We start from the raw sequence: 15,417 nt of genomic DNA, 5'->3' as shown, positions 1-15,417 counted from the left end.
GAACCCTATTTCTGAATGAATTTAATATAGCCGGCCGGTACACAACCCTTGATCAAGCACTCACCATCACGCATCACGTTCACCAGGTCTGACTCCGCCCTGCTCAATGAAGTCTCATTTTTTGGGCTGGGGTTGCTTGTGTATTTATTCCGCGCGGCATTTACCCTAGCCTGAAGCTCAGCAACGACCTCACGATTGCTCAAAAACTTTGTGTCTGGTAATACACCAGAATCTATATCCTGCTGCAATCGCTTGACGTCGATTTCTATTTTTTGAGAGCCGTAATCTTTAGGATTGGATGACACTCTCGGGTCGGTCACAGAAATGTACGGAGAATTTTCAGAACCGCCTCCGCGCACATGTGTCTGAATGCTGCCTGTCCCCTCAAGATTAGGGGGTACCAAATCGCCATTCTCTTTAATGTAGGCCTTTGGCTTTCCATTTCCCCCCACAGATAAAGAAAAATCATTGTCGCTGCGCACTACTACAGGGTCGGCTGGAACTTTAGGCACACTGGAACTGCCAGAGTCTTTAGCACCTTGACTCGCACTACCCCGTCCAGATGCCCCAATCCTCGGCACCCCAAGACTCGCCGCATTCATAGCGCCGACCACAATGTTGCCGATGCCATTCCACGTATCACCATCGTAGACCTGGCCCGCACCGTGTCCTGCTTGGAGTGCACCATTCGCCGCAGCTGCGACCCGAATCGTAGTGCCGAGATTTCCGGTCAGGAAATACAGAGCAGGTGACCCCACGTCACTCATCGCCTGCATTTCACGATTGATGCGCAGGTAACCCTCAGCATCGCGGTACAGCATTTCGCTAGCGCTCTGGTCCCTGGACCAAAAGATGTTGGCCACCGACACGCCGTCCCGAGCTCTCAGGTCGTCGGCGTAGGCAATTCGCTCCTGGGTAGTACCGCCCGCATACGGGTAGTCTCGGTATGGATCCGGTCCGTTTTTAAGCAGATTATTGATGCTCGTGCGAGCAGCCTCCACCCCGTGTTCCTGGCTTTGCTCGTAGCCGTAGACCTGAAGATAAGCGCCCAGCTCTGTTTTCTCTGCCGGAGAAAGCGACGCGGGATCGGTGTGAAAACGCTCCAACAACGCATCGCTACGCTGGTCCGAGCCTTGGAGCACCATCATCTTTTTGGCGGCGTCCAGGCTCTTGGTTTCTTCATACTCCTTGAGAGCTCTGTCTCGCTCCGCTTGGGAGTGGTCTCCGAGGAAGTTGTAACGCGTGCCGTTTTCCGCCACTTGCGCGGCAACGTCCAGATCTCCATTGGATGCCGCAGCGCCTAGTACGCCGACAACTTTTGAAAGTGCGACCAGATTCTCTTGGGCCCGAGTGTATTCAGGTGTACCGGGCTCCAGATGCGAGGGCAGGAGCGTATCCCCCAGCAAACCGATAAGAACCTCGTTTGCCCCGCCCGCTATTGCTCCTGTACGGAAGTCTCCTCCCATGACTTCCGCCATCAATCCGCCCAAGGCCGAATGAAGCAGAATCGCTTCCAAGCTGCCTTCGGCCAGACCGAAGTCGCCGATTTTTCCGGCGCCATACGCTCCACCAATGCTGGCCGCCGTTCCAGCCAACGAAGTTGCTAAGTTGTCTTGGTAACTGCCTCCGTACACCGCTGTTTTAATCGCAGCATCCGCAGCCACTTTCATAGCGACTGTCTTTACGCTCTCGGCATTGAAGCCAACCGTGCTAGCGTCATAGCCAAGCCCTTGGGCAACCCCTGCCGTAGCTATCGAGACGGCATACCCTTTCAGGCTCTCCTTGGAAGTAACGTCCTTGGCAATCGCGCCGAGGTTTCCTCGGTTGTCGATGGTACTGACCGTCGCCTTGGTCGCGACGCTGATTGCTCCGGCCTGAACCATGGTATTCATGCCAGCCATCATCGGCCCCATAACGGCCGCGAGGGCAATGGCGATGATCAGTTGTGAAGCCGGCCCCAAGCCCGACGTGTTGTATTTGAAGGACTCATGGATCTCCTTTACTTGCCGCCAGTCCACGTCACCGCGCTGCTCGGCTTCCTTGATCCAGGCCAGTTGCGGATCGGCTTTTATCATCGCATCAATGGTCTGGCTGACCGTTTTCTGATCGACATGCTTGATGTCGATCTTCAGACCTTCGACTGCCTTGATGGTGATATTGCCCGCCGCCGCCATCTGCGTCTGGCGCAGGGTTTCGTCAGTATTACCCTTGCCCTTAGCGGAGTTCCAGAACGCATTGTTATTGGTCTTCGTATGGCTTTCGTCGTGCAGATCCTTCACGCCTTCGAAGACGATGGCGCCGCCACTTTCCAGTATCAGGTCCTTCCCGCTTTGCAGCTTGGCGACTTGGTAGCGCTGGTCATCGCCACTCTTGAGCGTCAGGTCGCCTCCCGTCTGGATCTGGCTGCCGATATGGGTGATTTGTGTCACCTCATCGCGCCGCATCTTCAAGCTGCCCCAACCGCCTTTTTTCTTCATGTCATACAGCGAGTAATCACGATTCTGCTCAGCCAACAGACTCAGCTGCTTCCCCGCCACCAAATAGGCCGCGTTACCCGCCGCAATCTTGCTCGCGACCATCAACAGATCATTGTGCGCAGCAACCCTTACATCCCCCCCAGCATCGAGGGTGGTCGCCTGCTGCGAGACATGGTCCTCTTCCTTGTTGATCTTCTTGCCGCTGCGCTTGTAGCGGTATTCGCTGGACTCCTCGTTCGCCGCCGAGATCAGGGCGACATCGTTGCCGCTCAGGTTGATATCGCCTTTGGCTTGGAGATGGCTGGCGACAACAGTGAGGTTGTTGCCGGCGGTGACGTTCAGGTTGCCACCCGCCTTGACCTCACTGGCGTGCTGAACGGTCTGGCTTTGCTCCCAGAAGTGGCGTTTGTCCTGGCGCATCGAGCCGCTTTCTTCGCGAGCCGCGGAGATGACAACGTCGTTGCCCGCGCTCAAGTCCGCGTTGTTGCCCGCGGTAATCGCGCCGCCCACGTTGAGCAAATCGCCCGCTGCACGCATGGTGAGATTGTTACCGGCCTCGATACGCGCAGCATTGTCGACAACGGAGGTCTTCGAACTGAAGCCCTTGCCGCTGTTTTCGATGGTGCTAATGGTCCGGTCGTTGCGGATGTCGCCGGTCAAGGTCGACAGCTCGACGTCCTTGCCCTTGAGGATGCCGCCTTGCATGTTGACCAGGTCTTTGCCCGCGACCAACTTGAGCCGCTCACCAGCCTCGGCCAGGCGCGTGTTGACCAGATTGTTCCCGGCCGCCGCCGAGAGGTTCTCGCTGGCACGCAGCGTCCCGGCGTTCTTCAGGTCGGTGCCTGCAATCAGGGTGAGGTTCTTGCCTTGGATCAACGCGCCATCGGCCATCAGCCGGTTGTTGGCCTGGGCCAGGTAAAGCACCGGCACCAGGACATGTTGACCATTGACGACCTGGTCTTCCATCCAGACGATGTCGTGGGTCAGCGCGGCGACTTGTTGCGAAGTCAGGGTCACGCCAACGGCCAGGTTCAGTTGTTCCTTGCTGGCGATGGCGTTGTTCATCAGGTACTTGAACATGCCTTCGTCGGAGGTCTGGCCATCGAGAAAGCGTTGGCCGGTGCGGGCGATCACGGCTTGCTGGATCAGGCGTTGCTCGTACAAGCCATCGCCCAGGCGCTTCCAACTGGTGTCGGGGTCATAACCCAGGTTGCCCAACAGGTAGTCCGAGCTCATGAACTGCTTGAGGTCGGTCAGCGCGGGGTTGGTTTCAATCAGGTATTTCGGGCCGATGATGACCCGGCTGGCGGCCGAACCCTGGACAGTGGCCTGGCTTTGGTCATGACTGTTTTGCGCTGCGGCCGCGCTGTCGACGACACGAAACAAGCCATTCTCGCCAGTCGGCAAGGTGAACCCGGGCATGGTGGTCGGGTTGACTTGTTGTTGGGCCAGATCAGGCGGTAGCTGCGGGTTGAGCACTACGACTGCTGGCTGTGCGGCGTCGGCCACATCGGTGGCCGCTGACTTGGTCGCTCCGGCCTGCGGCGCCTGGAACTGCACGATGCTGCTGTTCTCCAGCCGCTGGGTAGCCTGGATGCTGATGTCGCCGCCCGATTGAACAACCGCGGGCGCCAGCGACTCCCCAGGCGTCACGGTGGTGATGTCGCCTATCTGACGGAAGGAGTTGAGCGCATCTACCGGCACTTGTTTCGGATTGGCCTGGGCGTTGTAAGGGACGATGATCCTGGCGCGGAAACGCTCATCGGTGCCATCGGTGACCCGGCCGGTATTCCAGGTCCGCGTTCTGACGCTGGTCCCGGAAACGGCGCCAACGTTGGCGAAGTTGTCTGCGGTAATCAGCAGGTCGGCGGCCGAGGCCATCACGCTGTATTGGTTGGTCACCGCAGAGCCATCAACGGTCAGTTTCGCCCCACTCATCAGGGTGGCACTGGCCGAGTCTTCAAGCACTGCGCTTTGGTAGGTCTCCCGGGCTATATAGTCGACGTTGTGGTGGTCACCACCGCAGTCATAACATTGGACACTGATGGAGCCCGACACCAGCTCATCGGTGGTGGAGAAAACGTCCTTGCGATTGATCAAGGTGTCGCTGCGCAGCGACATGTCCTTGGCCGATTCAAGGGTGCCGGAGATGTTCTCCAGCAACGTGCTGCGAGCGACGCCATCTCGTGCCGCGACATTCAACGCCCCCAGGCTGTAGACGTCCGCACGATAGTTGGTGAAGCGGTTGAAACGCAGGGCCATGTCCGCGCCACTGAAGATCAGACCGCGATCGTTGAGCGCCTCGTTGGCAACCAGTTCGACGGTGTCGGCGCCGCCCAGTGTGCCTGTATTGACCAGGCTCGTGGCGGCCAGGGAGAATTTGCCGCCGCCGGTGATCCGTCCGGCATTGTTCAATGCACCGAGACTGGTGACGGTGGTGGTGCCACCGCCAGCCAGGCGCGAGCCGCTGGAGAGATCGATACTGGCGGCGCTCAGATCGAATTGATCGACACTGCTGAGGCGGCTGTTTTCGGTACCGACATAAGCGCCGGTCAGCTTCAGATCCAAATCAACGTCGCTGCTGATGGTGCCCGCGTTATTCCAGGTGCCGCCCGTGGCCAGCAGGCTTTGCACCGCGACCAACTTGCCGCTGCTGGTCTGATTGAGCTGGTCCACCTTCAGGTTCAGGACATTGGCCTGGATATCCGAGCTGTTGTCCCAACGCGCCGCGTCGACGGTCAGGGTGCCTGAGGTCATCAGGCTGCCGCCGATGTTACTGAACCTGGCCAGGTCCACGCCTAACATGCCGGTGCCCACATGACGAACATTGCCGTCAGCATTCTTGAAGCCTGCCATCTGCAAGGACAGGTCCTGGGTAGCCGCTTCAATGACGCCGCCCTGGTTGTCCAGCAGTTGATCAACCGTTAGCGTCGCGGTCCCCAGCTTGCCCACTGAGCGCAACTTACCGCCCTGGTTATCAATCGATACGGCCGTGATCAGCAGGCCGTTGGAACCTTCGACCAGACCGAGCTGGTTGTTCAGCGCCCCGGTCAACCCGAAATCAACGGTGTTTGCCGCGGCGCGTCCGTCGCTGTTGTCCAGATCCTGGGCACGCACCGTCAGGGCCTGTTTGGCGAGCACTGCACCGTTGCGGTTCTCGAACGTAGCGGTAGTGAGCTCGGCGCTCCCGGACAAGGCCGAGATTTGCCCACCATTGTTGAGCACCGCTTGTTTCGCATCGAGATTGACGGACTGCGCCTGGATCAACCCGGCCTCGCCAGCGGAGGTGAGCGACTCGCCGTTATCCAACACCTTGTTCAACTCAGCTTTCAGCCAACCGCCAACACTGGCAAGAACACCGCCACGGTTATCGAGACTGTTCGCCTCGACATCCACGTTCCCGGCCTGGGTAATGGCGCTGCCATCCCGGTTGACGAAATCCCCGGTGATATCGACCTTCAGGTCACCCTGGCTGAGCAGGCTACCTTTGGTGTTATCGAGACCACCGCCGTTGATCGTCAGCCCCTGTTCGGTGCTGATGATCGCCTCATTGTTATTGAACAGTTGCTGGTGAGCGGTCAGGCTCATGGCCTTGACCGAGGCGATATAGCCATCGTCGCTGTTGTTGATGCGGTCTGCGGTCAGGGTAAGTTTCCCCTGGCTGACCACCTTGCCGTCCTGCTGGTTGAAGCTTTTCAGCGTGGCAACGAGATCACCCTGGCTGGTGATTTGTCCTGCGCTATTTTCAGCGCTACCACCCCCAAGGGTCAGTGCGGCGTCGGACGCAATTTTGCCGCCGCTGTTATCCAGGGTTTTCGCTTCGAGCTTCAGGAAGTTGTGGCTGCTGATAACGCCTGCGCTGTTCTTTAGCGTCCCGGCGATCAGAGTCTGCTCGCCGTCGCTGACGATGATCCCTTTATCGCGGTTATCCAAGGCTCCAGTGGCCACTGCTTGAATGTTGTCTTGGCTGACCAGCGTGCCGGCGCGGTTGTCGATGTCTTTGCTGTCGAGCGTCAGGCTCTTGCCGGCGGAAAAAGTGCCGCCGCGATTGTCGAGGGTCTGCGTGGTCGTGGCTTTCAAGTCGCGACTGGCGATCACGTTCTGCCCGCGATTGTCGATGTTCGCCGCGGTCAGCACGACATCGCCAATCTGGTTGCGGGTGTTATCGACGTTGACGCCTGCTTCGATGATGCCAAGGTTGTTGAGCTGGCCGTCGGTGGTCAGCGTGACCTTCTCGCGCGCCGCGATAGCGCGCTGGTTGCTGAGAGCGCCCTTGGTTGTCACCTGAACATGGCTGCCGGCATACATCGTCCCTTGGGCGTCCAGGCTTTGAGCCTTGATCTCGACGGCGCCTGCCGCCGTGGTTTGCGCCAAGCTCAAATGACCATTGGCATCAAGCTGGATATCACCGCCACTGGCGACCATCTTGCCGTCGAGCTTGACCCCGACCCCGGCCTCGGTGCCCACCAGTTTGATGGTGCCAGCGTACATGCCACCCAAGGCCGAGGAGTCGATGGCCAGTTGCGGTTTGGCGCTGCCGTCGTCGGCACGGACGGTGGCATTGAGGGTATCGGCGTTGACGTCGTTACGACCGGCAATAATTGTCAGATTCTTTGCCTGGATCTCGGCATTGATCTTCGCGCTGCGGGTGATGATTTCGAAACGGTCGACGTTGTTGGCGTTGAGGCCTGCGCCTTCGATCGCAACGCTGCCCTGGTCGACCTGATAGCGACTCAACTGACCGTTTTCGATAATCGGTTTGCCGGTGGTCAGGGTCGCCTTCGGGGTATTGATAAACCCGCAACCATTACAGGTGATGCCATAAGGGTTGGCGACAATGACATGGGCCGACTGCCCCGCCACTTCGGTGTAGCCACGCAGCTGGCTCGGGTTGCCGCCGTTGACTTCGTTGAGGATGACTTTGGCGGCCGTGCCCTTGAGGTTCGGGTTGCCGAGGATGATCCCGCCCAGTTGCGTGGACTGGGCGGCGTTGGTGGCGTTGTTGAGGATCACGCCGTTGCTGCCGACGCTGTAATCCTTGAACTGGTTGTGGGACAGGCCGCTGCCGTTGGGCTTGGCGATGTTGACCACCGGCACGCCATTGCCGGCCTGGCCGAGGCTGGTGCCCGGGGCGCTGACCACGATGCCGCCCGCCTGGGCCCACATCGGCTGCCAGAACATGACGTTGGCCAACAGGAACGCCAGGCCGCGCTTGGGCATGCCCCAGAAGTGCTCGCGGGTTTGCACGGCAGCAGAAGGCTGGCGGGCCAGGAAGGCGTATTGACGGTCGTCCATGATCAAGTCTCGTTGCAGCAGTTTTTAAAAAGGCTGTATTTAGAAAAAGGAATCCACGCGGAAATAGATCGGCGCTTCGCGCTCGGTCAGGGCATCCGGGCGTTCCAAGGAGTGGGCAAAGGTCACGCTGGCCGTCAGGTGCTCACCGCGGGCGAACAACTCCACCGAATTGCTCGACATGCGCCCGTGCTGGTCGCCGTTGTAGCGATTACCGCGAATCACCCCCACGTCATAACCAAGGCTGGTGCCGTACTCGGCGAACACCGGGCGCAGCCACTCCAGCGTCACCGGGCGGCTCCAGCGCAGGTCGTTGCGCCAGTAACCACCACTGTCGCCGGACAGCGTCTGGTCCTTGTAGCCTCGGACCGACGCCAGTCCGCCCAGGCTCATGCGCTGCGGACTGAACAGCGCATCTTCACTGCGCTGACCGGTCATCAAGCTGCTGAAACTGAAGGATTCACCGCCCAGCATGAAGGGCTGCAGGTAACTGACGGTGGCGGTGTATTTGCGATAGCGGGCGTCGGCCTGCCCGGGGCCCGGATCGTCGTCGCCCTGGGCATCGAAAGCGCCGATGCCTTGCTGTACACCCAGGTCCAGGTTGACGAATGCATTGCCGACCCGTCGTCCATGGTTGATGCCGAACTGCGCCTCGCTGATGCGATTGCTGCTGTTACCGAGCTTGCTGTCGTTGACGAAGTTGTTAGTGCGCAGGTACGCCAAGCCGGTGTTGAGCGAAGTCTTGCTCACCGCGTCGCGATGGACCACCCGCTCCAGGCGCACCTGATGGCTCTGACTGTCACCGCTCTGCTTGAAATTGAAGCCGTTGGCCTGGCCCAGGGCGCGGTACTCGCTCTGACTGTAGCTGTAGTTCAGGTTCCACCAGCCAAATGGCAGGTTGTAATAGAGCATGGCATTGCGCGAGGTTTTCTGGTGATCGCTGACGGCATCGTGGCCGCCGCGCAAGGCCAGTTGATCGGCCAGGCCCAGCGGGCTGTCCCAGTCGAAGGAGGTGCCCCATTGCTGTTCGCCGGTGCTCTTCTGGCCATCGTTATGCCGCGCCAGGCCAACGCGCCAAGGCTTTTGCGGGGTGTTTTTGACCAGCACATCACTGCCACCGAGATCCTGTCCCGGCGCCAACTCCATCTGCACGCGATTGGATGGCAAACGGTTCAGTTGGTCGACCATCTGTTCGATGTCCCGCAGATTGAGCAAATCGCCCGCCTTGCCGGGAAAGCTCATGGCCAGTTCCCGCTCGGACAGGCCACTGCCCTCGGCACCCTTCAGCCCTTCCAGCCGGCCCTCAACGACCAGCACTTGCAGGTGACCGCTGGACAGGTCCTGTTGCGGCAAATAGGCACGACTGGTGACCAGGCCTTTTTCCAGGTAGTAATCGGTGATGACCTTGAGCAGCTCGTTAAGCTGTGGCACGCCCAGGCATTGGTTGATATAGGGCTTGAGCAGTTGTTCGCGCTCACTGGCCGAAAGACTGTCGGCGCCCTTGATTTCGATGGTCTTGATGGGGAAGCAACGGGTGTCCACAGGCGCAGTTGGCTGAGTCGGCTTCGCCGCCTTGCCAGGCAATTCCTTGAGTTCTTCCAGGCGTCGACGCTGCTCTTCGAGCAAGCGATCCTGGCGTTCGCGGATCAGGTCCGTGTCGCCGGGTGTCGGCGCAGCGTAGGCAAGTGTTAGCGGAGAAAGGCACAGCAAAGCCAGGCACGACCTCGCCCAATGGGCGGGTGAGAACATGTTCGATCCCTCGATACGGAAATGGCAGCAAACTGGCGAGCAGACAAAGCACCGGAAATCGGTCTTCTCATTTCGGGGAACGCCGGAAAGTCCAGGCTGACTCCGAAAATACTCACGCTACTAATGCGCAAAACTACGCGCACACCAGACCCGGCATATCGCCTTCGGTTCAAAGGAGGGGAAACTTTCTGCTCAAAAAAGAGACGTGTCTCACAGGACGCATTAGAAAGCACCGACAGAAATCGTCTGGTCGGACCTGTACGGGGTGGATTTTTTCGCGATGAAGGAATCGACGCCCGTACCGACCAAGGGGATTTGGCGCAAGAGAGGCAAACCACTGGAGGGCTGGAGAATGATGGTGTCCCAGGGCAGGTTCGAACTGCCAACCTTCCCCTTAGGAGGGGGATGCTCTATCCAATTGAGCTACTGAGACACAAGTCGACCACGAGAAACGCGGTGCGTTGGACGGCGTGCATGTTAACGGTCAGCCTGGCGTTTGTCATGTCGCCCATGGCTTTTTAAGTGTAGGCAAATGTACCGTTCGCCAAGTCTCCCATCGAAGAGCCTGGACCGGACCGCCGCTCATCTGGCCCCACCCTGCTCATTCTAGTAAATCGGCAAATCGCCACTATCCTATACAATACAAGGACAGCATCGCGCCGCCGCCTGCGTCATGGTTATCCGCCAGACGGTATGGCACATCGACACGATGCAGTGGTCACAAGATGCGGACCTGGAAATTTTTCCAACCAGTCCGCATTTTTGACGAAGGGTACTGGCATAACGCCTTTACGCGGATCAATATTTGTCACAGAATTGGCGCCAATGATCTGGCAATTTTGAGGCATGATGCGGGCCTCTTAACAATTCAGGTTGAACATTTGGCTAAGGGGCTTGTCCTATCGACATCCTGCGGCCAATCCCGAGAACCGCTCCCCTGAACTAACCGGTTAAATATATGCGCCCAATGAAACAGGCAATTTATTCCAGCCGTACGGCTGACAAGTTCGTCGTACGTCTGCCAGACGGAATGCGGGAACGCATTGCCGAGGTGGCTCGCAATCATCACCGCAGCATGAACTCCGAAATCATCGCGCGCCTTGAGCAAAGCCTTATTCAGGAAGGTGCGTTGGGTGAAGAGCTCAGCATGCGACTGGACAGCCCAGAGCTGTCACTGCATGAACGCGAGCTGCTTCAACGATTCCGACAACTCTCTCATCGCCAGCAAAACGCTCTCGTTTCGCTGATTGCCCATGACGTAGAAATGACCGCAGACGCGTCCTGATAGCATCCAAGATATTGAAGCCAGCCTTGTGCTGGCTTTTTTTTGCCTGGAATTTGGTGACAGAGATTTCCGGCGCCCACGAAAAAGCCCGCCAAATTGGCGGGCTTTCTTGAAGCGCGAATCAGAGCAGGAAAATCGTCGCCAATCCCAGGAAAATGAAGAACCCGCCGCTGTCGGTCATGGCGGTAATCATCACGCTTGCCCCCATGGCGGGGTCACGCCCCATTCGAGCCAGGGTCATGGGAATCAATACCCCCATCAAGGCCGCCAACAACAAGTTGAGCGTCATCGCGGCGGTCATCACCACTCCCAGCGACCAACTGCCATACAGCAGGTATGCCACCACGCCGATCACACCACCCCAAACCAGACCGTTGATCAAGCCCACGGCCAGTTCCTTGCGCATCAATCGCGATGTATTGCCGGTACTGACCTGGTCCAGCGCCATGGCGCGGACGATCATGGTAATGGTCTGGTTGCCGGAGTTGCCGCCAATCCCCGCAACGATAGGCATCAGCGCCGCAAGGGCCACCAGTTTTTCGATGGAGCCTTCGAACAAGCCGATCACCCGGGACGCGATGAAAGCCGTGATCAAATTGACCGCCAGCCAGGCCCAACGGTTACGCAGGGACTTCCAGACCGAGGCGAAGATGTCTTCCTCTTCGCGCAGACCGGCCATGTTGAGGACTTCGCTTTCGCTCTCCTCACGAATCAGGTCGACCATTTCGTCGATGGTCAGACGGCCGATCAACTTGCCGTTCTTGTCGACAACGGGCGCAGAAATCAAATCGTAACGTTCGAACGCCTGGGCCGCATCGTAGGCATCTTCGTCCGGATGAAAACTCACCGGATCACTGGCCATGACCTCGGCTACCTGCTTTTCCGGATCATTGACGAGCAATCGCTTGATAGGCAGCACGCCCTTAAGCACACCGTCGTAGTCCACCACAAAGAGCTTGTCGGTATGCCCCGGCAACTCCTTGAGACGGCGCAGATAACGCAATACCACTTCAAGACTGACATCCTCACGGATGGTCACCATCTCGAAGTCCATCAGCGCACCGACCTGCTCCTCGTCATAGGACAACGCCGAACGCACGCGCTCGCGCTGTTGGCCGTCGAGGGTTTCCATCAGTTCGTGGATAACGTCCCGTGGCAGTTCGGGCGCAAGGTCGGCAAGTTCGTCGGCGTCCATTTCCTTGGCCGCCGCCAGCAGCTCGTGATCATCCATGTCAGCGATCAGGGTTTCACGAACCGAGTCGGACACTTCAAGCAGGATGTCACCGTCACGATCCGCCTGGACCAACTGCCAGACCGTCAGACGCTCTTCCAGCGGCAAGGCTTCAAGGATGTAGGCGACGTCGGCGGAGTGCAGGTCATCGAGCTTGCGTTGCAGCTCGACGAGATTCTGCCGGTGGACCAGGTTCTCGACCAGGTCGTGATGCGGGCCTTCTTGGCGATGCGTCAGGTCTTCGACCACCCGCTGGCGATGCAGCAGCTCAACGACTTGAGCAAGGCGATCCTGAAGGCTTTCCTGCGTTTTCTTTACTTCTATTTCGGTCATAGGCGAACTCCACTCCCAGCAGTGGAGCACGCCGGAAGGATCAATCAGTCAGTTCATGATTGGTAAAACGAGATATTGAGTAACTACTGGGTAAGTCCATGGGATATTCCACAAGCCCCGGCGGGGCTGACGGGCGCAATCATACACCGCTTGACGCTTTAAAACGTTAAAAAATCATGGCAAGAACAAGCGCTTGCGAGACATACCTGAACGCAGATTGAACCTCTATGCCTACGACGACTTATCCTGAAAAGAAAACACACGCCCCGGTAAAAATGTAGCGGCTAACCTTCTTTTCTTCACCGTCAAGGAGGACGTCAGGATGCTCGTCAGTCGCTACCTGTTTTTACTCGCTGCCCTGCCCTGCCTGCCTTTGGGGGCTGCCGGGCAAAGCGTGCATCGCTGCGAAAATACCGCCGGGCACGTGACCTTTACCACTCTGAGTTGCCGACCGGAAGAAACCCTGTCACTTCAGCAGATCCATCCGACCAGCCCGGGCAGGGCCGAGCCAATGACAGAGGCCATGCTGCCCGAAGCAGAGTTTCGGCAAACATTCGGCAACAAAGCCAACCGCAAGGAACCGACTGTTGTCGGCCAACTCGAAGACCGCTGTGGCAACCTGCTCAATGCCAGACAACGCCGCGAAGCGATCATGAACCAGCGAGTCGTCAGTGGCATGAGCCAGCAGGACGTGGAAAGCGCCCTGGGCAGACCCGACTCGGTCAAAATCAGGAATTCGAGCACGCGATATACCTACAAAGCGAAAAAAGGTCGCAGCGCAGAGATCGTGTTCGATGAGAAAGGGTGCGTGAAAGGCAAATCGTAGACAGCAAAAAGCCCGCGTTAAACGCGGGCTTTTTGGTGTTTGGTGCACTCGACAGGATTCGAACCTGTGACCGCTCGGTTCGTAGCCGAGTACTCTATCCAGCTGAGCTACGAGTGCAAGTTGTGGTTTTATACCAGATCACAACTGGTTGAAGCCAAGTTATTTGCATCACTGCAAAAAACTCTTAAATGGTGCACTCGACAGGATTCGAACCTGTGACCGCTCGGTTCGTAGCCGAGTACTCTATCCAGCTGAGCTACGAGTGCATTTGTTGCCGCGCATTATAGGTCGCCGAATCTTTTTGTAAAGCGCTTTTTTTCAGTAATTTCAATAACTTACCGATAAAGCCAGATTACGTCGCACTAAATAAATAATGGCGGAGAACGGGGGATTCGAACCCCCGACACCCTTTTGAGGTGTACTCCCTTAGCAGGGGAGCGCCTTCGGCCACTCGGCCAGCTCTCCGCAACACGGGGCGTATATTAACCACCTTCATCCCCGTTTGCAAACATAAAAAACGATAAAAATTAATGGCTTGGTTCGTCGTCCTTCTCTTTCTTGATACGCAGGTAAATTTCCTCTCGGTGCACCGCGACCTCTTTCGGGGCGTTGACGCCAATACGCACTTGATTTCCTTTGACGCCGAGCACGGTCACGGTGATTTCGCCATCGCCAATAATCAGGCTCTCTGCGCACCGACGAGTCAGAATCAGCATACCTTTCTCCTCACGCAATTCAGTTCAGGGACAACAGTCTGCAAAAAAAGGCGTAGGCCCTACGAACCGAAACGGTCGCAGCCTACAAGCCTAGTATTGACCAGCGCGAGCAAAAGAACAGTTTTGGAGCGCGCCTTTCAGAAAAACAAAGGGCGCGGTAAACCGCGCCCCAAGACAACGCCTTACTCGCCCTGTCGGGCAGCAGCGTCGAGTTCGAAAGCCGTGTGCAGGGCGCGCACGGCCAGCTCCAGGTACTTCTCTTCGATGACCACGGAAACCTTGATTTCCGAAGTAGAGATCATCTGGATGTTGATGCTTTCCTTGGCCAGGGATTCGAACATACGGCTGGCCACGCCTGCGTGAGAGCGCATGCCGACACCGACGATCGAGACCTTGGCGATCTTGGTATCACCCACCACTTCCCGGGCACCAATCTCGTCAGCAGTCTTTTTCAGCACCGCTTCAGCGGCCTGGTAGTCGTTGCGGTGCACGGTGAAGGTGAAGTCGGTGGTGTTATCGTGCGCGACGTTCTGCACGATCATGTCGACTTCGATGTTCGCGGCACTGATCGGGCCGAGAATCTTGAACGCCACGCCGGGGGTGTCTGGCACGCCACGGATGGTCAGCTTGGCTTCATCGCGGTTGAAAGCGATGCCGGAAATGATCGGCTGTTCCATGGATTCCTCTTCATCAATAGTAATGAGGGTGCCCGGACCCTCTTTGAAGCTGTGCAGAACGCGCAGCGGAACGTTGTACTTGCCAGCGAATTCGACGGCCCGGATCTGCAGCACCTTGGAACCGAGGCTGGCCATTTCCAGCATCTCTTCGAAGGTGATCTTGTCCAGGCGCTGAGCCACAGGCACCACCCGTGGGTCGGTGGTGTAGACACCATCCACATCGGTGTAGATCTGGCATTCGTCAGCCTTGAGTGCCGCCGCCAGCGCCACGCCCGTGGTATCGGAACCGCCACGGCCGAGAGTGGTGATATTGCCGTGCTCGTCCACACCCTGGAAACCGGCGACCACCACGACGCGACCGGCCTTCAGGTCGCCGCGAATTTTCTGATCGTCGATCTGCAGAATACGCGCTTTATTGTGCGCGCTGTCCGTCAGGATACGAACCTGGTTGCCGGTGTAGGACACCGCCGGCACACCCCGCTTGATCAGCGCCATGGCCAGCAAGGCGATGGTCACCTGCTCGCCAGTGGAAACGATCACATCCAGTTCGCGCGGAACCGGCTGTTGGTCGCCGCTGATTTGCTTGGCCAGATCGATCAGACGGTTGGTCTCGCCGCTCATTGCCGACAGCACAACCACCAGGTCATCGCCCGCTTCACGGAATTTCTTAACCTTGTCGGCGACTTGTTCGATTCTCTCGACAGTACCGACCGAGGTGCCTCCAAATTTCTGTACGATCAAAGCCATTTCAAAGCCGCCTCTGCCCATGAAGGGCGCCCAATAATCACTCAACAGCGACCGGAGTCGTCACTAGACGACGACCCCGGAGCA

At 58.0% G+C, this 15,417-nt stretch carries 7 protein-coding genes and 4 tRNA genes; 2 read left to right on the top strand and 9 right to left on the bottom strand.

Features of this window, described 5'->3' with window-relative positions; translation table 11 throughout:
- Positions 1-5 precede the first annotated feature (5 nt).
- The 3 genes from BW979_RS10210 to BW979_RS10200 form a co-directional block, all read right to left on the bottom strand.
- Positions 6-7,772, bottom strand: coding sequence for a two-partner secretion domain-containing protein (locus BW979_RS10210; RefSeq protein ID WP_076383742.1), 7,767 nt, complete (start codon positions 7,770-7,772; stop codon positions 6-8).
- Between the two features lie 39 nt (positions 7,773-7,811).
- Positions 7,812-9,518, bottom strand: a complete 1,707-nt coding sequence (locus BW979_RS10205; RefSeq protein ID WP_047228771.1) for a ShlB/FhaC/HecB family hemolysin secretion/activation protein — start codon at positions 9,516-9,518, stop codon at positions 7,812-7,814.
- Positions 9,519-9,874: 356 nt separating this feature from the next.
- A tRNA-Arg gene (locus tag BW979_RS10200) sits at positions 9,875-9,951 on the bottom strand.
- A 525-nt stretch (positions 9,952-10,476) separates the two neighbouring features.
- Here BW979_RS10200 and BW979_RS10195 point away from each other — a divergent pair.
- The gene (locus BW979_RS10195) at positions 10,477-10,803 is read left to right on the top strand and encodes an Arc family DNA-binding protein (RefSeq protein WP_047228772.1); all 327 of its coding nucleotides are present in this window, start codon (positions 10,477-10,479) and stop codon (positions 10,801-10,803) included.
- A 121-nt stretch (positions 10,804-10,924) separates the two neighbouring features.
- On the opposite strand, the gene mgtE is transcribed toward BW979_RS10195, so the two are convergent.
- Complete coding sequence (gene mgtE, locus BW979_RS10190; RefSeq protein WP_047228773.1) at positions 10,925-12,367, bottom strand: magnesium transporter; 1,443 nt, start codon at positions 12,365-12,367, stop codon at positions 10,925-10,927.
- 322 nt (positions 12,368-12,689) lie between these two features.
- Here mgtE and BW979_RS10185 point away from each other — a divergent pair, with 322 nt between their 5' ends.
- The gene (locus BW979_RS10185; RefSeq protein WP_076383741.1) at positions 12,690-13,193 is read left to right on the top strand and encodes a cell envelope protein SmpA; all 504 of its coding nucleotides are present in this window, start codon (positions 12,690-12,692) and stop codon (positions 13,191-13,193) included.
- Positions 13,194-13,233: 40 nt separating this feature from the next.
- Here the strand turns inward: BW979_RS10185 and BW979_RS10180 are convergent.
- The 5 genes from BW979_RS10180 to BW979_RS10160 all read right to left on the bottom strand — a co-directional run bounded on the left by BW979_RS10180 (position 13,234) and on the right by BW979_RS10160 (position 15,333).
- A tRNA-Arg gene (locus tag BW979_RS10180) sits at positions 13,234-13,310 on the bottom strand.
- A gap of 72 nt (positions 13,311-13,382) precedes the next feature.
- A tRNA-Arg gene (locus tag BW979_RS10175) sits at positions 13,383-13,459 on the bottom strand.
- Positions 13,460-13,567: 108 nt separating this feature from the next.
- Positions 13,568-13,658 (bottom strand) — tRNA-Ser (locus tag BW979_RS10170).
- A 62-nt stretch (positions 13,659-13,720) separates the two neighbouring features.
- Positions 13,721-13,909: a carbon storage regulator CsrA gene (csrA, locus tag BW979_RS10165; protein ID WP_003178872.1), complete on the bottom strand. Its 189-nt coding sequence runs from the start codon at positions 13,907-13,909 to the stop codon at positions 13,721-13,723.
- A 182-nt stretch (positions 13,910-14,091) separates the two neighbouring features.
- On the bottom strand, positions 14,092-15,333 hold the full coding sequence (locus BW979_RS10160; protein WP_047228775.1) for an aspartate kinase: 1,242 nt from the start codon (positions 15,331-15,333) through the stop codon (positions 14,092-14,094).
- Between the last annotated feature and the right edge of the window lie 84 nt (positions 15,334-15,417).

The sequence above is a fragment of the Pseudomonas sp. A214 genome (assembly GCF_900156295.1).
In the GTDB taxonomy this organism is placed as follows: Bacteria; Pseudomonadota; Gammaproteobacteria; order Pseudomonadales; family Pseudomonadaceae; genus Aquipseudomonas; species Aquipseudomonas rhizophila.
The sequence above is the reverse complement of the archived record's forward strand: the minus strand, read 5'-3'. Positions and strand labels throughout refer to the sequence as shown.

Bases quoted from the DNA above. Each gene is read 5' to 3' on its own strand.
- BW979_RS10185 (WP_076383741.1), top strand. From the start codon at position 12,690: ATGCTCGTCAGTCGCTACCTGTTTTTACTCGCTGCCCTGCCCTGCCTG.
- BW979_RS10195 (WP_047228772.1), top strand. From the start codon at position 10,477: ATGCGCCCAATGAAACAGGCAATTTATTCCAGCCGTACGGCTGACAAG.
- BW979_RS10160 (WP_047228775.1), bottom strand. From the start codon at position 15,333: ATGGCTTTGATCGTACAGAAATTTGGAGGCACCTCGGTCGGTACTGTC.
- BW979_RS10210 (WP_076383742.1), bottom strand. From the start codon at position 7,772: ATGGACGACCGTCAATACGCCTTCCTGGCCCGCCAGCCTTCTGCTGCC.
- mgtE (WP_047228773.1), bottom strand. From the start codon at position 12,367: ATGACCGAAATAGAAGTAAAGAAAACGCAGGAAAGCCTTCAGGATCGC.
- csrA (WP_003178872.1), bottom strand. From the start codon at position 13,909: ATGCTGATTCTGACTCGTCGGTGCGCAGAGAGCCTGATTATTGGCGAT.
- BW979_RS10205 (WP_047228771.1), bottom strand. From the start codon at position 9,518: ATGTTCTCACCCGCCCATTGGGCGAGGTCGTGCCTGGCTTTGCTGTGC.